General features: G+C 75.1%; 25 protein-coding genes and 1 riboswitch. Of the genes, 11 read left to right on the forward strand and 14 right to left on the reverse strand.

From position 1 onward, the window contains the following. Nucleotides 1–4: 4 nt before the first annotated feature. From BM093_RS08305 to BM093_RS08335, 7 genes are all read right to left on the reverse strand, one after another. Nucleotides 5–733 carry an oxygen-binding di-iron domain-containing protein gene (locus tag BM093_RS08305; RefSeq protein ID WP_093339818.1) on the reverse strand — a complete coding sequence of 243 codons (729 nt, stop codon included), beginning with the start codon at nt 731–733 and terminating at the stop codon, nt 5–7. Nucleotides 734–861: 128 nt separating this feature from the next. Beyond that, nucleotides 862–4,644, reverse strand: coding sequence for a cobaltochelatase subunit CobN (cobN, locus tag BM093_RS08310; RefSeq protein ID WP_093339821.1), 3,783 nt, complete (start codon nt 4,642–4,644; stop codon nt 862–864). A 110-nt stretch (nt 4,645–4,754) separates the two neighbouring features. Further along, nucleotides 4,755–4,833, reverse strand: a riboswitch (cobalamin riboswitch). Between the two features lie 54 nt (nt 4,834–4,887). Then, nucleotides 4,888–5,490: a hypothetical protein gene (locus BM093_RS08315; RefSeq protein WP_093340114.1), complete on the reverse strand. Its 603-nt coding sequence runs from the start codon at nt 5,488–5,490 to the stop codon at nt 4,888–4,890. A gap of 32 nt (nt 5,491–5,522) precedes the next feature. Beyond that, nucleotides 5,523–6,848, reverse strand: coding sequence for an MFS transporter (locus BM093_RS08320; protein ID WP_093339824.1), 1,326 nt, complete (start codon nt 6,846–6,848; stop codon nt 5,523–5,525). 35 nt (nt 6,849–6,883) lie between these two features. Beyond that, entirely contained in the window at nt 6,884–7,414 is a 531-nt protein-coding gene (locus BM093_RS08325; protein WP_093339829.1) for a LeuD/DmdB family oxidoreductase small subunit, read from the reverse strand. Beyond that, complete coding sequence (locus BM093_RS08330) at nt 7,411–8,679, reverse strand: 3-isopropylmalate dehydratase large subunit (RefSeq protein WP_177238337.1); 1,269 nt, start codon at nt 8,677–8,679, stop codon at nt 7,411–7,413. The genes BM093_RS08325 and BM093_RS08330 overlap by 4 nt, the downstream gene beginning before the upstream one ends. Beyond that, nucleotides 8,680–9,534: an isocitrate lyase/PEP mutase family protein gene (locus tag BM093_RS08335; protein ID WP_218162706.1), complete on the reverse strand. Its 855-nt coding sequence runs from the start codon at nt 9,532–9,534 to the stop codon at nt 8,680–8,682. It abuts the gene before it with no gap. Nucleotides 9,535–9,665: 131 nt separating this feature from the next. Between BM093_RS08335 and BM093_RS08340 the strand changes: the two genes are divergently transcribed. The 7 genes from BM093_RS08340 to BM093_RS08370 all read left to right on the forward strand — a co-directional run bounded on the left by BM093_RS08340 (nt 9,666) and on the right by BM093_RS08370 (nt 16,844). Beyond that, nucleotides 9,666–10,463: an IclR family transcriptional regulator gene (locus tag BM093_RS08340; RefSeq protein ID WP_245773379.1), complete on the forward strand. Its 798-nt coding sequence runs from the start codon at nt 9,666–9,668 to the stop codon at nt 10,461–10,463. Nucleotides 10,464–10,557: 94 nt separating this feature from the next. Next, on the forward strand, nt 10,558–11,520 hold the full coding sequence (gene speB, locus BM093_RS08345) for an agmatinase (protein ID WP_093339838.1): 963 nt from the start codon (nt 10,558–10,560) through the stop codon (nt 11,518–11,520). 81 nt (nt 11,521–11,601) lie between these two features. Further along, a complete protein-coding gene (locus BM093_RS08350; RefSeq protein WP_093339843.1) occupies nt 11,602–12,600 on the forward strand; it encodes a C40 family peptidase in 999 nt (332 codons plus the stop codon). Nucleotides 12,601–12,682: 82 nt separating this feature from the next. Then, nucleotides 12,683–14,113, forward strand: coding sequence for a precorrin-3B synthase (locus tag BM093_RS38140; RefSeq protein ID WP_342742977.1), 1,431 nt, complete (start codon nt 12,683–12,685; stop codon nt 14,111–14,113). Next, nucleotides 14,110–14,748 carry a precorrin-8X methylmutase gene (locus BM093_RS08360; protein WP_093340122.1) on the forward strand — a complete coding sequence of 213 codons (639 nt, stop codon included), beginning with the start codon at nt 14,110–14,112 and terminating at the stop codon, nt 14,746–14,748. The genes BM093_RS38140 and BM093_RS08360 overlap by 4 nt, the downstream gene beginning before the upstream one ends. A gap of 32 nt (nt 14,749–14,780) precedes the next feature. Continuing rightward, nucleotides 14,781–16,355, forward strand: coding sequence for a precorrin-2 C(20)-methyltransferase (locus BM093_RS08365; RefSeq protein ID WP_093339847.1), 1,575 nt, complete (start codon nt 14,781–14,783; stop codon nt 16,353–16,355). 21 nt (nt 16,356–16,376) lie between these two features. Next, on the forward strand, nt 16,377–16,844 hold the full coding sequence (locus BM093_RS08370) for a GNAT family N-acetyltransferase (RefSeq protein ID WP_093339855.1): 468 nt from the start codon (nt 16,377–16,379) through the stop codon (nt 16,842–16,844). Between the two features lie 4 nt (nt 16,845–16,848). Here the strand turns inward: BM093_RS08370 and BM093_RS08375 are convergent, their stop codons facing one another. Further along, nucleotides 16,849–17,466 carry an HAD-IA family hydrolase gene (locus BM093_RS08375; RefSeq protein ID WP_245773380.1) on the reverse strand — a complete coding sequence of 206 codons (618 nt, stop codon included), beginning with the start codon at nt 17,464–17,466 and terminating at the stop codon, nt 16,849–16,851. A gap of 29 nt (nt 17,467–17,495) precedes the next feature. Continuing rightward, nucleotides 17,496–18,287 carry a cobalt-precorrin-6A reductase gene (locus BM093_RS08380; RefSeq protein ID WP_177238338.1) on the reverse strand — a complete coding sequence of 264 codons (792 nt, stop codon included), beginning with the start codon at nt 18,285–18,287 and terminating at the stop codon, nt 17,496–17,498. Nucleotides 18,288–18,305: 18 nt separating this feature from the next. On the opposite strand from BM093_RS08380, the gene BM093_RS08385 reads away from it, so the two are divergent. After that, nucleotides 18,306–18,968, forward strand: coding sequence for a haloacid dehalogenase type II (locus BM093_RS08385; protein WP_093339859.1), 663 nt, complete (start codon nt 18,306–18,308; stop codon nt 18,966–18,968). Between the two features lies 1 nt (nt 18,969). Here BM093_RS08385 and BM093_RS08390 read toward each other — a convergent pair whose 3' ends face one another. Genes BM093_RS08390 through BM093_RS08400 form a run of 3 tightly spaced genes read right to left on the reverse strand, consistent with a single transcriptional unit; the run spans nt 18,970 to nt 21,577 of the window. Beyond that, nucleotides 18,970–19,713, reverse strand: a complete 744-nt coding sequence (locus BM093_RS08390; RefSeq protein ID WP_218162707.1) for an ABC transporter ATP-binding protein — start codon at nt 19,711–19,713, stop codon at nt 18,970–18,972. Then, nucleotides 19,710–20,516 (reverse strand): ABC transporter permease, encoded by an 807-nt coding sequence (locus tag BM093_RS08395; RefSeq protein WP_245773381.1) that lies wholly within the window; start codon nt 20,514–20,516, stop codon nt 19,710–19,712. The genes BM093_RS08390 and BM093_RS08395 overlap by 4 nt, the downstream gene beginning before the upstream one ends. Nucleotides 20,517–20,557: 41 nt before the next feature. Further along, nucleotides 20,558–21,577, reverse strand: a complete 1,020-nt coding sequence (locus BM093_RS08400; protein ID WP_093340131.1) for an ABC transporter substrate-binding protein — start codon at nt 21,575–21,577, stop codon at nt 20,558–20,560. A 321-nt stretch (nt 21,578–21,898) separates the two neighbouring features. On the opposite strand from BM093_RS08400, the gene BM093_RS08405 reads away from it, so the two are divergent. Further along, a complete protein-coding gene (locus BM093_RS08405; RefSeq protein WP_143105300.1) occupies nt 21,899–22,699 on the forward strand; it encodes a hypothetical protein in 801 nt (266 codons plus the stop codon). Between the two features lie 12 nt (nt 22,700–22,711). Here BM093_RS08405 and BM093_RS08410 read toward each other — a convergent pair whose 3' ends face one another. Continuing rightward, the gene (locus BM093_RS08410) at nt 22,712–23,131 is read right to left on the reverse strand and encodes a helix-turn-helix domain-containing protein (protein WP_093339872.1); all 420 of its coding nucleotides are present in this window, start codon (nt 23,129–23,131) and stop codon (nt 22,712–22,714) included. Nucleotides 23,132–23,252: 121 nt separating this feature from the next. Here BM093_RS08410 and BM093_RS08415 point away from each other — a divergent pair, with 121 nt between their 5' ends. Then, the gene (locus tag BM093_RS08415; RefSeq protein WP_093339875.1) at nt 23,253–24,959 is read left to right on the forward strand and encodes a choline dehydrogenase; all 1,707 of its coding nucleotides are present in this window, start codon (nt 23,253–23,255) and stop codon (nt 24,957–24,959) included. Between the two features lie 87 nt (nt 24,960–25,046). On the opposite strand, the gene BM093_RS08420 is transcribed toward BM093_RS08415, so the two are convergent. Then, the gene (locus tag BM093_RS08420) at nt 25,047–25,238 is read right to left on the reverse strand and encodes a DUF7455 domain-containing protein (RefSeq protein ID WP_093339879.1); all 192 of its coding nucleotides are present in this window, start codon (nt 25,236–25,238) and stop codon (nt 25,047–25,049) included. A gap of 367 nt (nt 25,239–25,605) precedes the next feature. Between BM093_RS08420 and BM093_RS08425 the strand changes: the two genes are divergently transcribed. Beyond that, on the forward strand, nt 25,606–26,475 hold the full coding sequence (locus BM093_RS08425; RefSeq protein ID WP_093340133.1) for an EamA family transporter: 870 nt from the start codon (nt 25,606–25,608) through the stop codon (nt 26,473–26,475). Nucleotides 26,476–26,628 lie beyond the last annotated feature (153 nt).

Consider the following 26,628-nt stretch of genomic DNA (forward strand, 5'->3'; position numbering starts at 1 on the left):
CTTCTCAGGCCGGTGCCCGGTCGAGCGCCGCCCGCAGCCGGGCGTCGTAGGCGTCGGCGAGCGCACCGAGCGCGTCCACCGCGTCCCCGGTGTGGGCGGGTCCGTGCATGAGGGCGAGCGTCGTGGGTGCGGTCGCGGCGAGCGCCCGGATGGTCGGCCCGGTCCCCGGGGTCAGCGCCGTCGCTCCGAACCGGTCCTCGGCGGCGAGCGCCGGTCCGACCGGGTCGGCGCCGGAGACGGCCGGGCCGGGGCCCGTCGCGGTGAACAGGTCCCCGCACAGCAGGGTGCCGGTGGTCTCCTCCAGCAGCAGCCCCGAGTCCCAGCCGTGCGGGACGTGCGCGGTGTCGATCCACCGGACCCGGCGCCGGCCCAGGTCGAGGACCTCCCCCTCGGCCAGGGCCCTCGGCGGCCGGTCCGCCAGGTCGCCGAGCGAGACCATCACTCCGAGCCTGCCGTGCACGACCTGCGCCGAGGGCGCGACGGACAGCCACTCGTTCATCGCGCCGCACTCGTCGGCCTCGACGTGGCCGAACGAGATCCAGCGCAACGCCAGCGGGTCGATCACCCGGGCCAGGGCGTCCCGGATCGTGGGGAACAACAGCCGGTAGCCGGTGTGGAACAGCAGCGGTTCCTCCGCCCGGACCAGGAACTGGTTGAACTGCAGGTCCACCGCCGGCAGGTAGGTGCTCAGCCGAAAGATGTCGGGCGCGACCTCGTCGACGACGGTGTCCATCGCAGGCTCCTTCCGCTCCGGCGCGTCAGAGTCCGCGCGGACCCCCGCCGGGGACAGGGACTTCCGTCCCGGCACCGGGGCCGCCAACGCCCGTGAGTGGTTGTCGCGGCCAGGACCGCGACAACCACTCACGGCCCCTCTTCGAGATCTCCCTCGGTCTCCAGGTACGCCTGGCGCAGGGCGTCCAGGGTGGACTGTTCCGGGGACTCCCACAGCCCGCGGTCGACCGCCTCGAGCAGCCGCTCGGCCATGCCGTGCAGCGCCCACGGGTTCGACTCGGTGAGGAACTTGCGGTTGTCCGGGTCGAGCACGTACTCGGCGGTGAGCGTCTCGTACTGCCAGTCCGCGATGACGCCGGTGGTGGCGTCCCAGCCGAACAGGTAGTCGACCGTCGCGGCCATCTCGAACGCGCCCTTGTAGCCGTGCCGGCGCATCGCCGTGATCCAGCGCGGGTTGACCACGCGGGCCCGGAACACCCGGGCCGTCTCCTCGTGCAGGGTCCGGGTGCGCACCGACTCCGGGCGGGTCGAGTCGCCGACGTACGCGGCCGGCGCGGAGCCGGTCAGCGCGCGCACCGTGGCGACCATGCCGCCGTGGTACTGGTAGTAGTCGTCGGAGTCGGCGATGTCGTGCTCGCGGGTGTCGATGTTCTTGGCGGCGACCGCGATCCGCCGGTAGGCGTGCTCCATGTCGTCGCGGGCGGGCACCCCGTCGAGGCCGCGGCCGTAGGCGTAGCCACCCCAGGTCGAGTAGACCTCGGCGAGGTCGGCGTCGCCGCGCCAGTCGCGGGAGTCGACCAGCTGCAGCAGCCCCGCGCCGTAGGTGCCCGGCTTGGAACCGAAGATCCGGGTCCGGGCCCGGCGCTCGTCGCCGTGCCGCTCGCGGTCCGCGGCGACGTGGGCGCGGACGAAGTTCTGCTCCGGGGTCTCGTCGAGCTCCGCGACGAGGGCGACGGCGTCGTCGAGCAGGGCCAGCACGTGCGGGAACGCGTCGCGGAAGAACCCGGAGATGCGCACGGTGACGTCGACCCGCGGCCGCCCGAGCTCCTCGAGATCGATCACCTCGAGGTCGCGGACGCGCCGGCTCGCGTCGTCCCACACCGGGCGGACGCCGAGCAGCGCGAACACCTCGGCGACGTCGTCGCCGGAGGTCCGCATCGCGCTGGTCCCCCACACCGACAGCCCGACCGAGCGCGGGTACTCGCCGTGGTCGGTGCGGTAGCGCTCGACCAGCGACTCGGCCATCGCCTGCCCGGTCTCCCAGGCCAGCTTCGACGGGACCGCCTTCGGGTCGACCGAGTAGAAGTTGCGGCCGGTGGGCAGCACGTTGACCAGACCGCGCAGCGGCGAGCCGGACGGTCCGGCCGGGATGAACCCGCCGTCGAGGGCGTGCAGGACCTGGTCGAGCTCGTGCGCCGTGGCGTCGAGCCGGGGCACGACCTCGTCGGCGGCGAACCGGAGCACGGCCTCGACGGCCGCCGGGTCGGCGCCCGGAAGCTCCGGCGCGGGTGTCCCGGCGGCGGTGCTCCCAGGGGCACCCTCGCTCCCCGGGACTTCCGGCGCCGCCACCCCCGCGACGCCCCCAGGGGCACCCTCGGGGCGCTGGGCGCCACCGGGGTGCCCCTCGGGGCCGGAAAGGGCGGCGTCGGGAGCGGTGCTCGTCGGGGCGAGGGCCGGGTGCTCGGCGAGCACCGCCGGGGCGGCACCGGCGTCCCAGCCGGCGGCCTCCATGCCGGCGACGAGCGCGCGGGCCACCGCCTCCACGGCGTCGGTGCGCGAGCCGGTCTCGGAGCCGTCCTCGACCAGCCCGAGGGCCTGGCGCAGCCCGGGCACGGACTGCTCGCCGCCCCACATCTGCCGGGCCCGCAGCACGGCGAGCACGAGGTCGACGCGCGTGTCCCCCTCCGGGGCCAGCGCGAGCACGTGCAGGCCGTCGCGGATCTGGACGTCCTTGATCTCGCACAGCCAGCCGTCGACGTGCATGAGCATGTCGTCGAAGACGTCCTCGTCCGGACGCTGCTCCAGGCCCAGGTCGTGGTGCATCTGGGCCGCGGTCATCAGCGTCCAGATCTGCTGGCGGATCGCGGGCAGCTTCGCCGGGTCGAGCGCGGAGATGTTGGCGTGCTCGTCGAGCAGCTGCTCCAGGCGCGCGATGTCGCCGTAGCTCTCGGCGCGGGCCATCGGCGGGACGAGGTGGTCGACCAGGGTGGCGTGTGCGCGCCGCTTGGCCTGGGTGCCCTCGCCGGGGTCGTTGACCAGGAACGGGTAGACCATCGGCAGGTCACCGAGCACGGCATCGGTGGCACACGACGCCGACATCCCCAGCGTCTTGCCCGGCAACCACTCCAGGTTCCCGTGCTTTCCGATGTGGACGATCGCGTGCGCGCCGAAGCCGCCGTCGGCGACCGGGGCGCCCAGCCAGCGGTAGGCGGCCAGGTAGTGGTGCGACGGCGGCAGGTCCGGGTCGTGGTAGATCGCGACCGGGTTCTCGCCGAACCCGCGCGGCGGCTGCACCATCAGGGTCACGTTGCCCGAGCGCAGTGCCGCGACGACGATGTCGCCCTCCGGGTTCACCGAGTGGTCGACGTAGTGCTCGCCCGGTGCGGCGCCCCAGTGCTGCTCGACCTCGTCGCGGAAGTCCTGCGGCAGCGTCTCGAACCAGGAGCGGTAGGAGCCGGCCGAGATCCGGATCGGGTTCCCGGCCAGCTTCTCCTCCGAGAGCCAGTCCGGGTCCTGCCCGCCGGCCTCGATGAGCGCGTGCATGAGCGCGTCACCGTCGCCGTCGGCGACCCCGGGGAAGTCCCCGGTGTCATAACCGGCCGCGGCCATCGCCTTGATCAGCGCGATCGTCGACGCCGGGGTGTCCAGCCCGACGGCGTTGCCGATCCGGGCGTGCTTGGTCGGGTACGCCGACAGCATCAGGACGATCTTCTTGTCGGCGTTCGGGACCCGCCGCAGGGTCGCGTGGTTGACCGCGATCCCGGCGACCCGGGCGGCGCGCTCGGCGTCCGGGACGTAGACCGACAGGCCGTCGTCGTCGGTCTCCTTGAACGAGAACGGCACGGTGATCAGGCGGCCGTCGAACTCGGGGACGGCAACCTGGGTGGCGACGTCGAGCGGGGACAGCCCGTCGTCGTTGGCCTCCCAGGTGGCACGCGAGCTGGTCAGGCACAGGCCCTGCAGGATCGGGACGTCGAGCGCGGCGAGCTCGGCGACGTCCCACTCCTCGTCCTCGCCGCCCGCCTGCGCGGACGCCGGCTTCGTGCCGCCGGCGGCGAGCACCGTGACGACCATCGCGTCGGCCCGGCGCAGCGTCTCCAGCAGCTGCGCGGGCGCCTGGCGCAGCGACGCGCACCAGATCGGCAGCGGGCGCGCACCCTTCGCCTCGATCGCCGCGCAGAGCGCCTCGACGTAGCGGGTGTTCCCGGCCAGGTACTGGGCGCGGTAGAACAGGACCGCGACGGTCGGCCCGTCGTCCCCGGCCGTCGTCCGCTCCAGCACGCCCCACTCGGGCAGCTCCACCGGCGGCTCGAAGCCCTCGCCGGTGAGCAGCACGGTGTCGGAGAGGAACCGGTGCAGCTGCGCCAGGTTCTCGGTGCCGCCCTGCGCCAGGTAGGTGTGCGCCTCCGCGGCGATGCCGGCCGAGGTGGTGGAGAGCTCCATCATCTCGGCGTCCGGGGCCATCTCCCCGCCCAGGCAGACCAGCGGGGTGGACCGGGTCCGCAGCAGGTCCAGGCCCTCCTCGAAGTACCGGTAGCCACCGAGCACCCGCACGACGACGACGTCGGCCTCGTCGGCCATCGCGGCCAGCTCGTCGTGCAGCACCCGGTTCGGGTTCGCGAGCCGGTAGTCCGCGCCGCTCGCGCGGGCGGAGAGCAGGTCGGTGTCCGACGTGGAGAGAAGCAGGATCACCGGGGGCCCGCCGATCGGCGAGCGGGCATCGACAGGGCGCGGACGCGCGGCATCGGCGGACCTTCCTCGGGATCCTCGTCCCGGACGGAGGCGGTGCGGCGGGATGGGGGCAGTGTCTGGCTCCCCGGCCGCGGTCGGTGCGGCCGGATCACAGTGGCGGGACCGCGCCGGGTTCGCACCGGCTTCCTGGGTCCCCGCCCGCCGTCTTCGGTTGTCGGAGCCACCTTCACCGGCGGCCTCGTGTCACGTCAAGGCAGGCCGCACCAGGGTGGTGATCCGCACGTGCGACGGGGCGGCCGGGGCCGAGCCGAAGCCGAAGCGCACCGGCGGGGCGACCGGCGCGAGCCCGCCGAGATCGGCGCCGTCCCACCGGACGACGCCGTCGACGATCCGGTGCAGGTCCCGGGCGCCGTAGTACTCGCGGCGCCCGCCCCCGGCGCTGCCGGTGGTCCGCACCCCGGGCAGGACGCGGCGGGCCACCGGGTCGAGCGCGGCGAGCCAGCCGGGGTGGGCGGCCAGCCGGGGCGGGACGGCCCGCAGCGCCCACCCCAGCGGCGGCCGGGCGCCCACCCACCAGGCCACCTCGAGCGGGCCGGCGACGACCTGCCGCCGGTCCCCGCTCGCGGTGTGGGTCACGGGCACGACCCGGATCTCGTCGAAGGTGTACGTGGCGGACACGAACGCCGCGACCTCGTCCGACGGCGCCAGCAGCAGGCGGTCCCCGCCGGCGGACTCGGTCATCACGTCGGTGAACGCGCCCAGCGGCGACCGCGGCCAGTGCCCGACCACCACCCGTCGCCCCTCGTGGGTGCCCAGGCCGGAGATCCAGCCGTCGAACCGGTCCATCACGCCGCCTGTACCCGGCCCCGGGCCCGGCCTCACACGGGCAGGCGGTCCCGTCCGGTCTCCCGCAGCGTCAGGACGGTGACCACACCGATCAGCGCGACCCCGATCACCCAGAACGCCGGCGACATCGCGTTGCCGGTGCTCTGCACGAGCTGCGCCGCCACGTAGGGAGCGGTCCCGCCCGCGAGGATCGTGCCGATGTTGAAGCCCAGCGCGACGCCGGTGTAACGGACCCGCCGCGGGAACAGCTCGGTGAACTGCGGGAACGCCGGCACCTGGGCCAGCCCGTTGACGGCCATGTAGACGACGTAGACCAGCGTCACGACGACGATGCTCGACGTGGCGCCGAGCAGTGCGAACGCCGGCCAGGCGAGTACCAGGTAGAGCGCGTACGCCGCCAGGAGCACCGGCTTGCGTCCGTACCGGTCGGTGAGCATGCCGGCGAGCGGGTACGTCGCACACGCCAGGGCGATGCCGATCGCCGACGCCCAGTAGACGGCCTCCTTGTCGAAGCCCTGGGTCTGGATCAGGTAGGTGCTGAAGTAGGTCAGGCCGACGTAGCCGGTGCCGTTCATGGCGATCGCGATCCCGACGACCCGCAGGACCGCGCCGGGCCGCTCCCGCACGACGCTGAGCAGCGGGCTGCGGACGACCTCGCGCTTCTCCGACATCGCCTCGAACTCGGCGGTGTCCTCGAGCTTCACCCGCACCCACAGGCAGACCAGGGCGAGCGGGACGGCGATCAGGAACGGGACCCGCCAGCCCCAGGCGATCATCTGCTCCGCGGTGGTGAACGCGGTGACCAGGCCGACCACCGCTGCCGCGACGGAGAAGCCGAGCGTCGACCCGACCGGGGTCAGCGAGCCGTAGAGACCCCGCCGCCCGGGCGGGGCCGACTCGGCGACGTAGGTCGCGGCCCCACCGATCTCGCCGCCGGCCGAGAAGCCCTGGGCGAGTCGGACGAGGACCAGCAGCACGGGCGCGAGGACGCCCGCGGTCGAGAAGTCGGGCAGCAGACCGAGGAGCCCCGAGAAGGCGCCCATCGTGACCACCGTGACGACCAGCGCGTGCTTACGGCCCCGCCGGTCGCCGAGCCGGCCGAAGAACCAGCCACCGAGGGGTCGCATGATGTAGGCCGACCCGAACACCGCCAGGGTGAGCAGGATCGAGACGCCGGGCTCGTCGCTGGGGAAGAACAGCGGTCCGAGGGTGACCGCGAGGAAGGCGTAGACGCTGAAGTCGTAGTACTCGATCAGCGTCCCGACCCCACCGGCCAGTGCGGCGCGGCGGGCGGACAGCGGTGCGGTGGACCGGGCCCCGGCGGCGGCGCCGTCCGGTGGGGACGTGGTCTCGGACATGGAGGAGCTCCTGATCGTCACTGATCTCGGGGGTGTCAGGTTCGGGCGTGCTCGGCGAGCAGCAGCTTCAGCGAGCCACCCGCCTCGATGACCCGGGTCACCCGCTCACTGGGCGGGGTGCCGTGCAGGGTCCGGCCGCCGGGCAGCGCGACGGTGGCGGTGCGCCAGTCGAGCCGTACGTCGTCCCCGGTGCCGGCGGCCGCGGTGATCCCCGCGACCGTGATCAGCGGCATCCCGTTGTAGGTCTCGCCGCGCCAGAATCCGGGCGAGAACGACTCCGCGATCACCGCTGCGATACCGAGGTCGCGCAGGGCGACCATCGGCGGGTAGTGCGGGTGGCCGTACCCGAAGTTCCGACCACCGACGATCACGTCGCCCGGCCGGACCCGGTCCGCGAACGACGGGTCGTAGGCCTGCATGACCTTGCTGCGCAGAAACTCGGCGTCGTAGGACTTGATGTTCTCGACGCCGATCACGAGGTCGATGTCGAAGTCGTCGCCGAAGACCCAGGCGACTCGTCCGGCGATCACGTCCGGGGGCGGTGGGTAGTTCCGTGCGGCGCTCACCGACCGGTCACCCCGTCCGCGGCGGTGATGCTGCCGGCGACCGCGCTGGCCGCGACCGTCGACGCGGAGCCCATGTAGATGTTGGCGTCGGTGCTGCCCATCCGACCGGAGATGTTGAGGACGCCGGTCGAGATGCAGTTCTCGTCGGGCTGCAGCGGCTTCTGGTAGCCGAAGCAGAAGTCGCAGGAGGACCGGGCGACCTGTGCGCCTGCCGCGCGCAGCACGTCGAGCAGCCCCTCGTCCTCGGCCTGCCGGTGTACCGCGTCCGAGGTCGGGACGACGTTGAGCTCGACCCCGGGGGCGACGGTCCGCCCGTCGAGGATCAGGGCCGCGGCGCGGATGTCCTCGATCCGGCCGGAGGCGCACGATCCGATGAATGCCTTCGTCACCGCCGTCCCGTCGAGGTCGGCGGCGTCGCGCGTGTTGGCCGAGCGGGCCGATCCGGGCAGCACGACCTGCGGGACGATCGTGGACAGGTCGTAGTGGTGGACGGCGTGGTACTCGGCGTCGGCGTCCGGGGACTGCGGTACCAAGTGTCCACCGCCGACCCGCCGCGCGTGCTCCAGCGAGGTCGCATCCGGCTCGAACACCGCCGAGACGGCGCCGGTGAACATCGCCATTCCGCACAGGCCCTGCCGGAGGTCGATCGGCATCGCGCGCGCACCGGGGCCACCGAACTCCATCACCTGGTGCGCGCACCCATCGGCACCGTGGTCGCCGATGATCCGGTGTACCAGGTCCCGGCTGTCCACGCCGGGCCGGAACTCGCCGGTCAGCTCGAACCGGGTGGTGGCCGGGACGTCCAGGAATATCCGGCCGGAGACCCAGGCCTCCAGCAGGTCGCGGCGCACACCCCACCCGAGCGCGCCGAAGGCACCCGCGCCGGAGATGTGTCCGTCGAAGTGGATGAGGAAGTTCCCCGGCTGCGCGTACCCCAGCTCGGCCATCACCTGGTGCCCGATTCCGCGGGCCTCGTGCAGGGCGATGCCGTAGAACTCGCACCAGTCCCGGGTGACCTGGTGGACCTCCTGCTCGCGGGCGTCCTCCCGGGTGAGCATGTGATCGATGAACACGACGTAGCGTTCAGGATCGGCGAGCTCACGGATGCCGAAGTCGTCGTGCATCTGCCGGAACATCACGTCGGTGTAGCCCGGGAAGTCGTAGGCGATCATGTAGTCCGGCCGGATCGGGAGGTTGTCCCCCGCCCGGACCGACGGCACGCCCGCGGCGCGGGCGAGGATCTTCTCCGTGATCGTCGCGCCCACTCACACCACCGCCGCGGGAAGGTAGGCGTGCTGCTGGCGCTCGATCTCGGCCATGCCGATGAGCTCGACGAACTCGTGATGCCCCAGACCGTCCTCGCTCACCGTCGCAGGTGCCTCCCCCGCCGCCAGACGGCCGAGGCAACGCCGTGCGGCTCCGGTGACGGCCATCAGTACCTGGGTCGGCAGCAGCGCGAGCCGGACGCCGATCTGCTCCATGACCTCCGGGGTGAACTCGCGCTCGGTCCACGCCGACGCGGTCAGCGTCGCGGTCAGGGGGACGCCGGCGACCTCACGGCACCGGGCCCATTCCTCGACCGTCGTGAACGTCTTGGTCACCGGCATGATCATGTCTGCACCGGCGCGGACGTAGGCCTCCGCACGACGGAGCGCCTCGTCGCCCCGGGCGTCGGTGCGCGCGATGACGATCATCTCGCCGGCCGCGTCCTTCACCGCCCGGACCTTGCCCTCGGCCTCCGCCGGGTCGACCAGCTCCACCTCGGCTCCGGGGATCAACGGGCAACGCTTCGGGGAGCGCTGGTCCTCCATAAAGACCGCGGCGACCCCGGCGTCGGCGAACCGGCGGGCGGTCCGGGCCGCGTTGACGGCGTTGCCGTACCCGGTGTCGATGTCGGCGATCACCGGCAGCGTGCTGGCCTCCCGGATCGTCCGCACCGCCTGCAGGTTCTCCGACATCGTGTACAGCTCCGCGTCCGGATATCCGAGCGCCGCCGAGATCGCGAAGCCGGACGCGCACAGCGCGGGGAAGCCCGACTGCTCGGCAAGTCGTGCCGTCAGCCCGTCCCACACGCCGGGCGCCTGGACGAGCCCCATCGAGATCATCTCGCGCAGTTCCACTGAGCACCTCTCTGTGTATCGTGATGCGAAACGCGTTCCGAAAATGTGGCCGGTGGACGACGATGTGTCAAGACGCTGTGGCGGGCCGGTCACTAACCTGGCGCCGGTACGAGACGACGAGTGAGGTGACAGTGGGCGGTGCAGCCCCCGTCGAGGGCCCCGACGCGACGAGTCGCGAGACCGTGGGTTCGGTCCTGCGCGCCTGCCGGCTGCTCGAACACTTCGGAGCGGACCGACCGGTGATCACGCTGGCCGAGCTGACCGCGGCGAGCGGCCTGAACAAGCCGACGGTCCACCGGTTGATGACCTCGTTCGTCGAGGCCGGGTGGGTGCACCGGGACGCGGCGGGTGCCTACCGGGTCCGGATGCCGGTGTTCGCGGTCGGTGCCGCTGCGCTGGCCGAATTCGACCTGCGCACCGAGGCGCGCCCGGCGCTGGAGGATTTGGCCGCCCGGTTCGGAGACACCGCCTTCCTGATGGTTCCCGCCGATGCGGGCGCGGTCTGCATCGACCGCGTCGAGGGCGGGAAGCCGCTGGTGGTGGCCGGGATCGGCATCGGAACCGTGCTCCCGTGGCACGCCGCAGCGGCGCCGGTGGTCATGGCCGCCGTCGATCCGGCGATCCGGGAGCGCGCCCTGGCCGGTGAGCTGACGGCCTTCACCGCCGCCACGTACGTGGACCGCGAGGGTTTCGCGGCGCACCTCGCCACGGTCCGGGACGCCGGGATCGCGATCAGCCGCGACGACTACCTGGGCGGAGTGTCCGCCGTCGCCGCACCGGTGCTCGGCCGCGACGGGGCGTTGGAGGCCACCCTCAGCCTCGGCGGGCGCAGCGAGGACTTCACCGGTGAGGCGGGGGACGCCCGGGCCGCGGCGGTGGCCGAGGCGGCGCGGAGGCTCAGTACCACCGTCGGCGCGCGGCCCGCCTGACCGGACCCGGTCCTCACCCGAGAGCCCGAGAGCCTGCTGCTTCGCACCGACACATGCAGTAGGACGGTGGGCACAGCCGTCCCGAGGAGGTCCCATGCCCATCGGCCCGGTCGACGCCGGCACCGTCCCCCGTTTCGCCGGTCCCCCCACGTTCGCCCGTCTCCCCCGCCTCGACGAGGTCGAGCGGGCGGACGTCGTGGTGCTGGGCCTGCCGTTCGACTCGGGCGTCACCTACCGCCCCGGCGCGCGGTTCGGCCCGGCCCACGTGCGGGCGTCGTCGAAGCTGTTGCGCCCCTACCACCCGCCGCTGGGGGTGGCCCCGTTCGCGGCGCAGCAGGTCGCCGACGCGGGCGACCTGGGCCTCACGCCGTTCGACATCGCCGAGGCCGTGCGCACCGTCGAGCAGGCCGCGGACCGGCTGCGCGCGGACGGGACGACGCTGCTCGCCCTCGGCGGCGACCACACCGTCGCGCTGCCGCTGCTGCGTTCCGTGGCGCGCACGCACGGCCCGGTCGGCGTCGTCCACTTCGACGCGCACCTCGACACCTGGGGTCCCTACTTCGGCGCGGACGTCACCCACGGGACGCCGTTCCGCAACGCCGCCGAGGAGGGTCTACTGGACCCACGGCGCTGCCTGCACGTCGGCATCCGCGGGTCGCTGCACTCCGGGCAGGACCTCACCGCCGACGAGGTCCTCGGCTTCCAGGTGATCCACACCGACGCGTTCCAGACCGAGGGCCTGCCCGCCGTGGTCGAGCGGATGCGCCGCCGGCTCGGCACCGGCCCGGTGTACGTGTCGGTCGACATCGACGTCCTCGACCCCGCGCACGCGCCCGGCACCGGGACGCCGGAGGCCGGCGGGCTGACCAGCCGCGAGCTGCTGCACGTGCTGCGGGCGCTGGCCGGGGTCGACGTGGTCGGCGCCGACGTCGTCGAGGTCGCCCCTGCCTACGACCACGCCGAGATCACCGGCATCGCCGCGGCGCACATCGCCTACGAGCTGCTGTCGGTGCTGGCCGCCAACCGGTCCGAGGGGACTCCGCACCCGAGCGGGTGACCGGGCCGGTGCGCCTGCTTGCCGTGCCCGGGCCCGCCGCCGACGCTCGCCGCGCAGCGTCCCCGGCAGGCGGAGGAACCCGTGACCCGACGCATCGTCACCGTCCTGCTCGGCGCGGCGCTGATCACCGCGCTCGGCGCTCCCGCCGCCCAGGCCGGGCCCGCCACCGGGATCCCGGCCGCGGACCGGGCGTTCGTCGACGTCTCGGTCGCGACGGTGTGGACCTCACCCGCGAGCCCGCGCGAGCGGGACCGCGACGCGGTCGGCTCCCCGGCCGACCCCGCGGCCTGGCTGACGTCGATGACAGCGGCCGACCGGCGGGAGCTGACGACGGCGTCGCGCACCCAGACCCAGGTCCTCTACGGCGCGCCCGTGCAGGTGCTGGAACGCCGCGACGGCTGGGCCAGGGTGGTCGTGCCCGGCCAGCCCAGCGGCAAGGACGAGCGCGGCTACCCCGGCTGGACCCCCTCGGCGCAGCTCGACGACGGCGCCGCGTTCGCCGGGCTCGCCTCGGCGCTGCCCGAGGGCACCGTCGACGACGTCGCCACCACCTGGCTGTACCGCGACGAGGCCCGCACCGACCGGTTGCGCGAGGTCAGCATCGGCACCCGGCTGCCGGTGCTCGCCGGGGGCGGCGAGGCCGTCGAGCTGGCGCTGCCCGACGGTGGCACGGCCTGGGCCGACGCCGCGCACGTCCGGGTCGGCGACGCCCCCGCCCCGACCGGTGAGGACCTGGTCCGCACGGCCCGGCTGTTCCTGGACCGCCCCTACCTGTGGGGTGGCCGGTCCGGGTTCGCGCCGGACTGCTCCGGGCTGACCGGTCTGGTCCACGCGGTGCACGGGATCACGATCGGGCGCGACGCCGCGGACCAGGCCACCGCTGGGCGCGCCGTCCCGCGGGACCAGCTGCGGCCCGGTGACCTGCTGTTCTGGGGCTCCCCCGGCACGCACGTCGCGATCTACGCCGGGGACGGGACGATGATCGAGGCGTTCGACGCCGCGACCCCGGTGCGCCACACCCCCGTGCGGTTCGACGCGACCTTCTCCGGAGCCCGGCGGTACCTGCCCGACACCCGCTGATGCCCCGGCCGGGGCGCGTGTGACCGACCCCGCCGCCGTCGTACGGGGCCGGGCCCGGTGCGCCATGCCTACAGTGGCACCCGTGCCGACGACCGCCCGCACCCGTGCCGACGCCTGCCCTGGCGTCGTGTCGCCGCATCTCGCGGCGGACGGTGCGCTGGCCCGGGTACGGCTGCCGGGTGGGCTGATCGACGCCCCGGCCCTGCGCGCGGTCGCCGCGCTCGCCCGGGACGCCGGCGACGGCGCGGTGCACCTCACCTCCCGCGGCAACCTGCAGCTGCGCGGGCTCGACCCGGACGACGCGCGTCCGGTGCGCTACCTCGCCGGGGCGGGGCTGCTGCCGTCGCGGCTCCACGAACGGGTCCGCAACGTCCTGGCGTCGCCGCTGTCCGGGATCAGCGGCGGGTACGCCGACGTCCGCGGGCTCGCCGCCGCCCTGGACCGCGGGCTGTGTGCCCGCCCGGACCTGGCCGCGCTGCCCGGCCGGTTCCTGATCGCGATCGACGACGGCCGCGGGGACGTCGCCGGGGAGCGCCCGGACCTGTGCTGGCGGGCGCGCAGCACCGGCGACGGCGAGCTCCTCGTCGCCGGTGACGGCACCGGCCTGGTCTGCGGACCGGGCGCGGCACCGGACCTGCTCCTGGACGCGGCCGCGGCGTTCCTCGACCTGCGCGGCGGGCACACCGGCGACCCCGCGGCCCGGGTCTGGCGCGCCGCCGAGCTGCCGGACGCCGCCGCCCGCATCGCCCACGCCCTGCGGTCCGCGCAGCATCGCGCCGCGCCGCACCGGGTGTCACGTGAGTGCGCACCCGAGGACACTCGCGTGACACTCGACGACGCACCGACCGGGGCGACCCACCGAGTGTCACGTGAGCGCTCGGCCGACAGCACCTGCGTGACACTCGACGACGCGCCGGCCGAGGCACCCGGCGACGCAGCGCAGGACGCGCCCGTGCGCGGCCGCGCCGCGACCCATCCGGTGTCACGTGAGCGCTCGACCGAGAGCACCTGCGTGACACTCGACGACGCGCCGGCGGGGGTCGGCGCGCTCGGCGGCGGAGCGGTCGGGGCGGCGCCGGTGCTCGGCGAGCTGTCGGCGGCGCAGCTGGAGCTGCTCGCCGGTCTCGCTCCGGAGCTGCTGGTCACGCCGTGGCGGACGCTCGTGCTCCCCGACCCCGTGCCCGGCGCGCTCGACGCGCTGCGCGCGGCCGGGCTGGTGGTCGAGCCCGGCGACCCGGCGTTGCGGGTCAGTGCGTGCGCGGGCCGGCCGGGCTGCGCGAAGTCCCTCGCCGACGTCCGCACCGACGCCCGGGCGCTGATCGCGCTCGCACCGGCACGCCCGGTGCACGTCGCCGGGTGCGCCCGGCGCTGCGGCGCCCCGCACGCCCCGCACACCGACGCCGTCGCCACCGGCCCGCAGCGCTACGAGATCGACGGCACGCCCGGCCCGCTGCGCCCGGCCGCGCCGACCCCGACCCCGACCCCGCACGACCGACCGAGGAGCTCCCGCTGAGCGGCTACGACTACATCACCGACGGCGCCGAGATCTACCGGCGCTCGTTCGCGACGATCCGCGCCGAGGCCGACCTGTCCGGGCTCCCGCCCGGGATGGCCGACGTGGCCGTCCGGATGATCCACGCCTGCGGGCAGGTCGATCTCCCCGCCGACATCGCGGCGTCGGAGCAGCTCGTCGACAGCGCCCGGCGGGCCCTGAAGGCGGGCGGTCCGATCCTGTGCGACGCGACGATGGTCGCGTCCGGGGTCACCGCGGCCCGGCTGCCCGCCGGCAACGAGGTGCTGTGCCTGCTGCGCGACCCGCGGGTCCCCGAGCACGCGCGGGCGATCGGCAACACCCGCTCCGCGGCGGCGTTCGAGCTGCTCGCGGACCGGTTCGAGGGCGCGGTGATCGCGGTCGGCAACGCCCCGACCGCGCTGTTCCACGTGCTCGACCTCATCGACCGCGGCGCGCCCCGGCCGGCGGCGATCCTCGGCATCCCGGTCGGGTTCGTCGGCGCCGTCGAGTCCAAGCAGGCGCTGGCCGCACGCACCGACCTGGAGTACCTCGTCGTCCACGGCCGCCGCGGCGGGTCGGCGATCACCGCGGCCGCGCTGAACGCGCTGGCCCACGAGCAGGAGATCATCGCGTGAACGAGCCTGCGAGTTCCGCCATCGGGCACAGCGTGAACGACCCGGCAGGCGGCGAGCGGACCGGCACCCTCTACGGCATCGGCCTCGGCCCCGGCGACCCCGAGCTGACGACGATCAAGGCGGCCCGGCTGGTCCGCGACGCCGACGTGATCGCCTACCACTCCGCCCGGCACGGCCGCTCCATCGCGCGCCGGATCGCCGAACCGCACCTGTCCGGCACGGCGATCGAGGAGGCGCTGGTCTACCCGGTCACCACCGAGACCACCGACCACCCCGGCGGCTACCAGGGCGCCATCGACGAGTTCTACGCCGAGGCCGCCGACCGGCTGGCCGCGCACCTCGAGGCGGGCCGCGACGTCGTCCTGCTCGCCGAGGGCGACCCGCTGTTCTACGGCTCCTACATGCACATGCACAAGCGGCTGGCCGGCCGGTTCCGCACCGAGGTCGTCCCGGGCGTCACCTCGATCAGCGGGGCGGCGGCCGCGCTGGGCCAGCCGCTCGTCGAGCGCGACGAGGTGCTCACGGTGCTGCCCGGCACGCTCCCGCGCGCGGAGCTGGCGCGCCGGCTCGCCGACACCGACTCGGCCGCGGTGATGAAGCTGGGCCGGACCTTCGGCAACGTCCGCGACGCCCTCGCCGACGCCGGCAAGCTCGACCGGGCCCGCTACGTCGAGCGGGCCACGATGGAGCAGCAGCGCACCGGGGACATCGCCGGTGTGGACGCCGACGCGGTCCCCTACTTCGCGATCGCGCTGATCCCCGGCGCCGTCGCCGCATCGGTCCCCGGCCGGGAGAGCACGCCGCTCCCCGACCGGGAGCCCACGCCGGTCTCCCCCACCGCGCACCCGGCGGGCGAGGTCGTGGTCGTCGGGACGGGCCCGGCCGGGCGGGACTGGCTGACCCCGCAGGTCGCCGCCGCGCTGGCCGAGGCCGACGACCTCGTCGGCTACGGCCCCTACCTCGACCGGGTGCCGCCGAACCCACGCCAGACCCGGCACGCCTCGGACAACCGGGTGGAGGCCGAGCGGGCCGCGCACGCGCTGGACCTGGCCGCGTCCGGGCGACGGGTCGCGGTCGTCTCCGCCGGCGACCCGGGCGTGTTCGCGATGGCGACCGCGGTGCTGGAGGTGGCGTCGGAGCAGAAGTACCGCGACGTCCCGGTGCGTGTGCTGCCCGGGTTGTCCGCGGCGCAGGCGGTGTCCGCCGCCGTCGGGGCCCCGCTGGGTCACGACCACGCCATGATCTCGCTGTCCGACCGGCTGAAGCCGTGGGACGTCGTCGCCGGCCGGCTGCGCGCCGCCGCGTCCGCCGACCTCGCGATCGCGATCTACAACCCGCGTTCGAAGGCACGGCCCTGGCAGGTCGGCGCGGCCCGGGACGTGCTGCTGGAGCACCGTGACCCGGCCACGCCGGTCGTGCTGGGCCGCGACGTCGGCGGCGCCGGTCAGCGGATCACCGTCACCACGCTCGGGGAGCTGGATCCCGAGCTGGTGGACATGCGGACGCTGGTCGTCGTCGGCTCGTCGACCACCCGGGTCGTCGAACGCGGCGGCGAGCGGGTCGTGTTCACCCCCCGCCACTACGGCGACGGCACGACGACCGGCTGAGCCGGGGCTACCGTCACCACCGTGAGAACCGTGCGCCGGCTGGGGCCGGACGACTGGCGGGCCGCCCGGGCGGTCCGGCTGGCGTCGGTGCGGGACGCGTTCGGCGAGCGCAGCGCGTTCTACCGCGAGCAGGCCGGGCTCGAGGAGGCCGCCTGGCGGGCCGTGCTGACCGGGCACGCCCGGTTCGGCGCGTTCGACGACGACGTCCCGGCCGGCACCGTCGGCTGGCGGCCGGACGGCGCCGACGGCGTCCTCTACGGCATGTGGGTGCACCCGGACGCCCGTGGCACCGGCCTGGCGGTCGAGCTCGTCGACGCCGTGCTGGCGGTGGCCCGCGCGCACGGGTCCCGGACGCTGCGGCTCAAGGTCGAACCGGGCAACGCCCGGGCGCGGGCGTTCTACCGCAAGACCGGGTTCCGCACGGTCGAGGCGCCGGGCGACGACCGGGCCCCGGCCGGGCTGGTGCTGATGGAGCGCCCGCTCGGGTGAGCCGTCACCGGGCCGCTGCGGTGAGGCCCAGCAGCCGGACCAGGTCGTGCAGGTCCGTCGGGCGCAGGTCGCCGTCCAGCCCGCGCAGCGCGGCCGTGCGCGCCCCGGCCGCGCGCCCCGCGGCCAGGCCCGCCTCGGCGTCCTCGACGACCAGGCAGCCGGTCGCCGGCACCCCGAGCGCGGCCGCGGCGGCGAGGTAGCCCTGCGGGTCCGGCTTGCCGCGCTCGATGTCGTCGCGCGCGACCAGGACGGGCGGGTCGATGTCCGCCGCGCCCAGCCGGGCCCGGGCGAGCCGGCGGTCGGCGCTGGTCACGACGGCCCACGGGATGCCCGCGGCGCCGAGGGCGGCCAGCAGGGCGTGCGCGCCGGGCAGCGCGTGGACGTCGGCGAGGTCGTCGTACTGCAGCGCGAGCTGGCGGGCCGCGGCGGTGTCGAGATCGGCCCCGGTGAGGTCGGGCCGCAGCACCCGGATCGTGCCGTCGGCCGGGACGCCGTGCGCGACCGCGTCCAGGGCCTCCGGCGGCACCCCGTACTCGCGCGCCCACGCCGCCCAGGCCCGCGCGACCGCCGCGTCGGACTCCAGCAGCGTGCCGTCCATGTCGAACAGCACCGCGTCCAGCACCCGTCACCCCTTTTCCTCGTACGACGAGTTTACCCGAGGGTGCGTTGCCGCAGCGCCGGGCCCAGCGCGCTCACCGCCTCCTCGACCGTGGCGACCGCGCTCACCCCCGGCGGCAGCGGCGGCCGGTCCACCACGACGACCGGGAGGCCACGCTCGCGGGCCACGGCCAGCTTGGGCGCCGTGGCCTCCCCGCCGGAGTCCTTGGTGACCAGCACGTGCGGGGCCACCCGGTCGAACAGGGCACGCTCGGCGGCCAGGTCGAACGGGCCGCGGTCGAGCAGCAGGGTGTGCCGGGCCGGCAGCGGCGGGGGCGGCGGGTCGACGAGCCGGACGAAGAACCGGGCGTCGACGTCGGCGAAACCGGCCAGCCCGCCGCGGCCGGTGGTGAGCAGGACCCGGCCGTCGGGCCCGGGCAGCAGCGCGGGCAGCGCGGCCGCGGCGCCGGGCACCGACGCGACGCGGTGCCAGCGGTCCCCCGGCCCGGGGGTCCACCCCGGACGGCGCAGCACGACCAGCCGGACCCCGGTCGTGGCACAGGCCCGGGCGGCGTTGGCCGTCATCCCGGACGCGAAGGGGTGGGTGGCGTCGAGGACGGCGCCCACCCCTTCGGCGCGCAGGTAGCCGGCCAGGCCCTCGGCGCCGCCGAAGCCGCCGACCCGCACCTCCCCGTCCGGCAGCCGGGGGCTGCGCACCGCCCCGGCCAGCGAGGACACCACGCGGACACCGGGCAGGCCGGACAGGGCGGCCGCTGCGGCCCGCCCCTCGGTCGTACCGCCGAGGACGAGCACGGTCGGCGCGGTGGGGGTGCGCGGATCGGTCACACCGGCCAGAGTAGGCGGATGACGATCACGACCGTGGTGTTCGACGTCAACGAGACCCTCTCCGACCTGTCCCCGCTGACCGAGCGGTTCACCGAGATCGGGGCACCGGACTGGGCCGCCTCCTACTGGTTCGCGAGCACGCTGCGTGAGGGCATCGCGCTGGCGGCGGGCGGCGAGCTGCGCACCTTCGCCGAGGTCGGGGCCGAGACCGCCGCCCAGCTGCTGCGCCGGGTCGGCGTGCGCTGGGCGGACGCCCGCGCCCGGCAGATCCTCGAGGCGTTCGGCGAGCTGCCGGTGCACCCCGACGTCCACGACGGCGTCGCCGCGCTGCGGGCCGCCGGGTTGCGGCTGGTGACGCTGTCCAACGGCGCGACCGGGATCGCCGAGAAGCTGCTCGGCGACCACGGGCTGCGCGCGCAGTTCGACGCGGTGCTGTCGGTGGAGGACGCCGGTGTGTGGAAGCCCGCCCCGGCCGCCTACGAGTACGCGCTGCGGACCTGCGGGGTCACCGCGCCGGAGGCGGTGATGGTCGCCGTGCACCCCTGGGACCTGCACGGCGCGGGCCGGGTCGGGATGGCGACGGCGTGGCTGGACCGGGCCGGTGAGCCGTGGCCGAAGCACCTGACCCCGCCGACCCACACCGTCAACGCGCTGCCGCAGCTGGCCCCGCTGCTCGCCTGACTCAGGCCCGCAGCGTGTCCAGCAGCTCGGCCTCGACCGCGGCCAGGCGCGGGTCGGTGAGCACCGCGCGCGTGCGGGGCCGCGGCAGGTCGACCGCGATCTCCCGGCGCACGGTGGCCGGGCGCGGGGAGAGCACCAGCACCCGGTCGGACAGGAAGGCCGCCTCCCGGACGTCGTGGGTGATCAGCAGCGTCGTCCACCCGTAGCGGTCGCGCACCGACTCCAGCCACTCCTGCATCGCGGTGCGGGTGAGGGCGTCGAGGGCGCCGAACGGTTCGTCGAGCAGCAGCACCTCGCGCCCGCCGACGACCGTGCGCAGCAGCGCCGCCCGCTGCCGCATCCCGCCGGACAGCTCGCCCGGCCGGGCCTGCTCGAACCCGGCCAGCCCGAACGGCTCGAACAACGCCTGCGCCCGCGCCCGGGCCTCCCGCCGGGACGTCCCGGCGACCTCCAGGCCGAGCGTGGTGTTGTCGAGCACGGTGCGCCACGGGAACAGCAGGTCCTGCTGGGGCATCAGGCCGAAGGGCGCACCGCGCACCGGGCCGCCGTCCACCTCGACCGTCCCGGTGACCGTCGCGCCGTCCTCGCCCGCGATCCCGGCCAGGGCCCCGAACAGCGTCGACTTCCCGCAGCCCGACGGCCCGACGATCGAGACGAGCTCCCCGGCCGCGACGTCGAGCGACATCCCGGACAGCACGTCGAGGTCGCCGTAGGAGACCGCCAGGTCCCGCACCCGCACCTTCACCGATGATCACCCCGGTACCAGGGGGTCACCAGGCGCTGCACCGCATAGGTCAGCCCGAACAGCGCGATCGAGAGCACGGCCGTCACCGCCACCGCGGCGAGCACGAGGTCGGTGCGGAACTGGTTCTTCTGCAGCTGCATGAAGATCCCGAGCCCGGCGCGGGCACCGACGTACTCGGCGAAGATCGCGCCCGTGACCGCGTAGGTGATCGCGACCCGCAGCGCGGTGAAGAACGACGGCAGCGCCCCCGGCAGCCGTACGTAGCGGAACTGCTGCAGGCGCGAGGCCCCCATGCTGCGCAGCAGCGCGGTCGCCGACCGGTCGGTGGCGGCGAACCCCTCGATCAGCCCGACGGCGACCGGGAAGAACGTCACCAGCGCGATGACCAGCACCTTCGGCAGCAGCCCGAACCCGAACCAGATGATCAGCAGGGGCGCGATCGCCATTACCGGCAGGGTCTGCGACGCGACCAGCAGCGGGGTCAGGGCGCGCCGCAGCCACGGCGAGAAGTCCACCGCGATCGCGATCGCCCAGGCCACGGTCAGCGACACCGCGAAGCCGATCGCGGTCACCTGGATCGTCGGCAGCGCGTTGTCCCACAGCGCGCCGCGGAACGCCCAGCCCTGCTCGAGCACCCGCAGCGGCGACGGCAGCACCTGCGGCCGGACGCCGGTCAGCGTCACGGCGGCCTGCCAGAGCGTCAGCAGCGCGGCGACGACGAGGACGGCCGGGGCGAGGCGGCGCAGCAGCGTGGTCCGCCCGGGCGCGGGTGCCGCGGGGCTCACGGCGCTGCGGGTACTCACGGCGCTCGCCGTACGCACAGGGCTCCGGGTGCTCACCGGGCTCACCGGACCAGGTAGTCGTTGGTGAACCAGGTCGAGAAGTCCGGCTTCTCCCGCACCGGCGCCCCGTCCGGCCCGGTCACGGTGCCGGTGTCGTAGAGGAAGCCGGAGAAGCCGGCCCAGCGCTGCGCGGTCTGCACGCCGACGCGGCCCTGCTCGTCACGCAGGTACTCGCGGGCGAGCAGCTCGGCACCCCGGTCGACGAGCGCGTCGTCGGTGAACGCGCCGGGGTTCGCCTCCTTCAGCATCCGGGCCGCCTCGGCGGGCCGGTCGGCGGCGAGGGTGTACCCGCGCTGCACGGCCTGCACGAACGCCCGGGCCCGGTCGGGGTTCTCCTGCAGCCAGGTGGTGTTGCCGGCGAGGAGCACGTTGTAGGCGTCCGGGAAGCCGTGGTCGGTGAACCGGAACATCTTCAGCGGCTCCCCGCGCAGCTCCGCCTCCACACCCTCGACGTGGGCGAAGGGCTCGGCGAAGTCGGCCCGGCCGGCGTAGAGCGCCTCGTAGGCGGCGGTGTCGAGGATCTCGGTGGCGAACTCGCCGCGCCCGCCGTCGGCACGGATCACGGCCTGCAGCTTCGGGACCTCGCCCGGCCCGCCGAACCCGGCGTAGACCTTCCCGTCCAGGTCGCGCGGGCTGCGGATGTCGGTCCGGTCGGCGCGCACGGCGATCGCGCTCGACCAGTGCTGCAGGATCGCCATCACCGAGGTGATGTCGGCGCCGGCGGCCCGGGAGTAGGTGAACGTGTCCTGGAAGCTGATCCCGAAGTCGGCGGCGCCGGAGCCGACCAGGGTCTCCGGCGCGGTCGCGTTGTAGGGCAGGAACTCGACGTCCAGGCCCGCCTCGCGGAAGAACCCGGCCTGCTGCGCGGCGAACAGGCCGATGTGGTTGGTGTTGGGCGTCCAGTCCAGGGCGACCCGGATCGGCTCCCCGCCGCCTGCGGGTCCGGATGCCCCGCTCCCGCAGGCGGAGAGCACCAGCAGCAGCGTCGCGAGCAGGACGACGGGGCGGGCACGTGACAGCACGGAGGCGGCCTCCCTACGCCGGTGTCAACCGGATCAGGTTCGAACGGTCGACGGCCGGTCCTGCCGCCCTCTCAGCCCCGGTGCGCGGGCTCCCGCGGTACGAACCACCAGCCTACGCGGGGAGGTCGGGCGTGCCCACCATCCGGTCCTCGCTCACCCAGCGCACTGCCGGGTGACGGTCGGTGATCACTCGACTGTGGAGCGCGCACCACCATCACCGGCCCGGCCGCCGGACGTTATGCTCCGGGCCGACTCGGCAACGCTGCGTGACGCCCGGGTCCGTCCCGGAGACGGGCTCCGGCGCGGCGTGGAAGGGACCAGATGGCGGCCTCGCAGTGGAGTTCCGGTGCCTCCGGACGATCCTCCCCCGACCCGGGCCCGGCGCTCGTGCGGGTGGCGCTGCAGGCCGGGGCGACCTCCGTGGCACACCTGGATGTGGCCGCCATGCTGTCCGGGATCTGCGTCGCGCTCGTCCCGGCCGCCCGGGTCGCCGGGGCGGCCCTGCTGCTGCACGAGCCGGCCGATCCGCGCGACCCCGAGGGCCGCCGGGTGTTCGGCTCGGACACCGCCGCCACCCGGCTCGCCGACCTGCAGGTCCGCGCCGACGCCGGCCCCGGCCCGGCCGCCGGGCGCGGCGACCGGGCCCTGTTCACCCCCGACCTCACCCGCTCCGGCCCGCCCGGGCTGGCCGCGGCCGCGGCCGACCTGGGGCTGGTGCGCTCGCTCAGCGTCCCGGTGCCGGTCGCCGGCCGCACGGCGGGGGTGCTGCAGCTGGTGGCCCGAGGCGGTCCGCGGGGCCGGCTCGACGAGCAGCTCGCCGGCGCGCTCGCCCCGGTGGTGGCCGCGCTGGGGGCACGGCTGGCCGACATCCGCGAGTTCGCCCGGCTCGAGGGCGAGGCCGCCCGCGCCGCCCGGGCCGCGCAGGAGCCCGTGATCCCGTTCCCGGTGCACCGGCTGCCCGCTCCTCGTGAGCCCCTCGCCGGACGCCGCGCGGACGCTCCGGATCCGGTCGACGCCGAGCGGACCGCGCTCGTCCCGGCCGCCCGGCGCTCGGGCGGCCCGGACACCGGCCCGCGGATCCCGGCCCAGCGGCGCGCGCGGCACCGCCGCGACGGCGACTGAGCCGGGCGCGCGTCAGGTCCGCAGCGGCCCGGAGCTCGCGTCCGCCGCCGGCGCGGCGCCGTGTTCCTGCAGGTAGGACGAGACACGCTGGCGGCTGACGCCGAACAGCCTGCCGATCCCGGCGATCGTCTCGCCCTCCGCGTGCAGGGCCACCGCCTCCTCCCGGCGGAAGCGCCCGCCGACGGCACCGAGGCCGTCGAGGGCCCGGGTCACGCTCTCCACGATCAACGGCCGCTGTTCGCCGGGCACGATCTCCCGCCAGCCCGTCCCCGCGGCGCGCAGCCGCTGCAGCTCGCGGACCCGCTCCCGGGCCGCCTCCAGGTCGGCGATCGATGCCTCCAGCTGGGCGCCCAGCGCGGCCAGCGCCTCGTCGGCGCCGCCGGGCGCGTCGCCCGCGCCGGCCGTCCGGTCGTCGTCCCCCGCCGTCGTCACACCGCAGAGCCTACGGGGCCCGCATCACCCGTCCGGGTCGGCGCGTACCGTGGCACCCGCAAGGGGGGTTGCTCCCCTGAACGGGTGGCACGCGACGGCGGTCGCGGATCGGGAGGAACGCATGGCGCGCTACGACGTCGTCATCGTGGGCGGTGGTTCTGCAGGCGCCGTGCTGGCCAACCGGCTCAGCGCCGATCCCGCCTGCCGCGTGCTCGTGCTGGAGGCCGGGCAACCCGATCATCGCTGGGACCCGGTGATCCGGATGCCTGCGGCGCTGTCCCGTGCCTGGGGCAACCCGCGCTACGACTGGTGCTACACCACCGAGCCGGAGGCCGGGCTCGACGGCCGCCGTCTCGCCGTCCCCCGCGGGAAGGTGCTCGGTGGCAGCAGCAGCATCAACGGCATGGTCTACCAGCGCGGCCACCCCGGCGACTACGACCGCTGGGCCACCGGTGCCGGCCTGGCCGGGTGGAGCGCCGCGCACTGCCTGCCCTACTTCCGGCGCCTGGAACGGCGGCTCTCCGAACACCGCATCGCCTTCGACGCCGACGGTCACGGCCCGCAGGTCCTGGAGCGTGCCCCGGCCGCGGGGACGCTCAACGACGCCTTCCTCATCGCGGCCCGCCAGGCCGGGCACGCCGTGGTGGAGAACGTCAACGGGCCGGTGCAGGAGGGCTTCTCCCGTACCGAGCGGACGATCTTCCGCGGGCGCCGCTACTCGGCCACCGACGCCTACCTCCACCCGGTCTCGGCCTCCCGGCCGAACCTGCAGATCCGTACCGGCGCCGCCGTGCGGGAGCTGCGCTTCGACGCCCGGGGGACGCGCGTGACGGGGGTCCGGTTCCGGACCGCGGAGGGCCGCATCCACGACGTCGACGCGGGCGAGACGATCCTCTGCGCCGGTGCGATCGCCACTCCGCAACTGCTGCAGGTGTCCGGGATCGGCGATCCGGCGCACCTGGCCCCGCTCGGGGTCGGGGTCCGGGCGGCGCTCGGCGGCGTCGGGGCGAACCTGCAGGACCATCTCGCGATCCACCTGCAGCACTCCTGCCTGCGTCCCGTCTCGCTGGCCGGCCAGCGGCGGGCCCACCGGCTGCCGGGCGCCGCCGCCCGCTGGCTCGTCTCGGGCACCGGCATCGGTGCGAGCAACCACTTCGAGATCGGCGGGTTCGCGGCGACCTCGCTCGGCGGTGCGATACCCGACGTCATGATGCTCTTCGCCCCGGTGGCGATGCGGTTCGCACCGGACCTGCGTCCGGTCGGGCACGGCTTCGAGATGCACGTGAGCGTGATGGCGAGCGACGCCCGCGGCACCGTGCGGGCCGTCTCGCGCGACACCGCCGTCGCGCCGGCGGTGCGGATGAACTACCTCGGCACCGACGACGACCGGCGTCGCTGGGTCGAGGCGGTCCGGATCGCGCGGGAGGTGCTCGCCCAGCCCGCGTTCGCCGGGCTGGACGGCGGGGAGACCTTCCCCGGCCCGCGGGTCCGCACCCCGGAGCAGGTGCTCTCCTGGGTCGCCCGCCGTGCCCAGAACGGCCTCCACCCGACGAGCACCGCGCGGATGGGTACCGACGAGGGTGGCGTCGTCGACCCGGCGTCGATGCGGGTCCACGGCGTCGGCGGGCTCCGGGTGGTCGATGCCTCGGTGTTCCCGGACGTGCCGAACGCCAACACCTACGGGCCGGTCGTCATGGTCGCCGAGCGCGCTGCGGACCTCGTCCTGGGGAACACTCCCCTGCCACCGGACCCGACGCGGCCCGCGGCCGCGGCGCCGGTCGCTCCCCGGCGCCACCCGGCCGGTCCGAGCCCGCTCGCCCGGGCCTGATCCCGGGGCCGGTGCCCGGCCCGGACACGAACGGGGCGGGGACCCGTCCGGATCCCCGCCCCGTCGGTCACGTCGTCGGTTCGGGCGTCACTCCTCGCTGCCCTGCTGGACCTCCACACCCGACTCACGCAGCTTCTCCGCGTGGGCACGGCCGTGGTGGTTGCAGAAGAGGAGCTCCCCACCGGAGGGCAGGATCGCGCGCACCTTGGCCGCCGCACCGCAACGGTCACAGCGGTCGGCGAGGGTCAGTTCGGGCCGGGTCAGCGTTTCGGGCTGCATAGCGGTCTCCCTCCGTCGCGGCGGTGGGCCTCGGGCGGCCCGCCGCCGGTATCACTGTGACGACCGCGCCATGCGGGTCGCCCACACTTAAACAGACGCTCGAGGCCCCTGCACGTGTTCCCGGGGTGCGTCGCGACGACCGTCACGTTTGAACGTTCCGCTCGGGCCGGTGACGCCGCGATGTACCCGCGGTGACCGATTGCGTATGAAGTTGACTGCGTGTGAATCATGCGGGGACGTCGCCACTCGTGCAAGCGCTACACCGCGTGAATGCCGGTGTGTCGCGGTCTACCGTGGCCGCGTGCCTGCTCGGTCGACGGCTGCCCGGATCCCGGCCCCGCTGCTGTTCCTGGCGGGCGGCACGTCGATGTACGTCGGTGCGGCGCTCGCCGTCGGGCTGTTCGACCGGCTGGCCCCGTCCGCGGTGGCGGAGCTGCGGCTGATCGGGGCGGCCCTGGTCCTGCTCGCCTGGCGCCGGCCGGGACGGGCCGCCTGGCGCGGCGTCCGGCTGGCCCGGGCCGGGCTGTTCGGCCTGGCCACGGCGCTGATGAACGTCGCCTACTACGAGGCGATCGCCCGGCTCCCGCTGGGCACGGCGGTCGCGATCGAGTTCACCGGCCCGGTCCTGGTCGCGGCGCTGGCCTCGCGCCGGTTCCGCGATCTCGGGGCGGCCGGGCTGGCCGCGGTGGGCGTGCTGCTGATCGCCGACGTCCGCTGGTCCGGCAGCCCGGCCGGGGTGCTCTGGGCGCTCGGCGCGGCCGCCATGTGGGCCGCCTACATCCTGCTCGGCAAACGGGTGGCCCGGGCCGGGAGCGGCATCGACGACCTGGCGACCGGCTTCACCGTGGCCGCCGTGGTGCTGTTGCCGCTGCTCGGTGTGGGCGGGGCCGGTGCGGCGACGGCGTTCGGTGTGACGAACCTCGCGCCGCTCGCCGATCCAGGAGTGATCACCCTGTCCGTTGGGCTGGGTGTGCTGTCGTCGGTCGTGCCCTACGTCCTCGACCAGGTGGTGCTGCGCCGGGTCGGGCAGGCCCGGTTCGCGGTGCTGCTGGCGCTGCTGCCCGCCACCGCCACGCTGGTCGGGCTGGTGCTGCTCGGGCAGCTGCCGGGTGGGGCCGAGGCCGTCGGGATCGTGCTGGTGATCGCCGCCGTGGCGGTGCGGTCCCGCGACGGCGACGAACCGGCCCCCGACCCCGCCGCCGACACGGTCCGGACCGACCGCAGGGGCCCGGGCTGACCCGGCCGCCGCCGGTCGCCGCACGGGTTCCCCGTCGCCGCCGCACGGGTTCCCGGTCGCCGCACAGGTTCAGGGGTTCCCGCACAGGACCGGACTCGTGCGGCCGCACCACAACCTGTGCGGCGACCGGCGCGTGGCGCGCGGGCGGCGCGG

The organism is Pseudonocardia ammonioxydans (assembly GCF_900115005.1).
Lineage (GTDB): Bacteria > Actinomycetota > Actinomycetes > Mycobacteriales > Pseudonocardiaceae > Pseudonocardia > Pseudonocardia ammonioxydans.

Excerpts from the sequence above, each read along its gene's own strand:
- BM093_RS08320 (WP_093339824.1), bottom strand. The coding sequence starts at position 6,848 with ATGTCCGAGACCACGTCCCCACCGGACGGCGCCGCCGCCGGGGCCCGG.
- BM093_RS08415 (WP_093339875.1), top strand. The coding sequence starts at position 23,253 with ATGGCGCGCTACGACGTCGTCATCGTGGGCGGTGGTTCTGCAGGCGCC.
- BM093_RS08305 (WP_093339818.1), bottom strand. The coding sequence starts at position 733 with ATGGACACCGTCGTCGACGAGGTCGCGCCCGACATCTTTCGGCTGAGC.
- BM093_RS08315 (WP_093340114.1), bottom strand. The coding sequence starts at position 5,490 with ATGGACCGGTTCGACGGCTGGATCTCCGGCCTGGGCACCCACGAGGGG.
- BM093_RS08425 (WP_093340133.1), top strand. The coding sequence starts at position 25,606 with ATGTACGTCGGTGCGGCGCTCGCCGTCGGGCTGTTCGACCGGCTGGCC.
- BM093_RS08405 (WP_143105300.1), top strand. The coding sequence starts at position 21,899 with ATGGCGGCCTCGCAGTGGAGTTCCGGTGCCTCCGGACGATCCTCCCCC.
- BM093_RS08385 (WP_093339859.1), top strand. The coding sequence starts at position 18,306 with ATGACGATCACGACCGTGGTGTTCGACGTCAACGAGACCCTCTCCGAC.
- speB (WP_093339838.1), top strand. The coding sequence starts at position 10,558 with ATGCCCATCGGCCCGGTCGACGCCGGCACCGTCCCCCGTTTCGCCGGT.
- BM093_RS08420 (WP_093339879.1), bottom strand. The coding sequence starts at position 25,238 with ATGCAGCCCGAAACGCTGACCCGGCCCGAACTGACCCTCGCCGACCGC.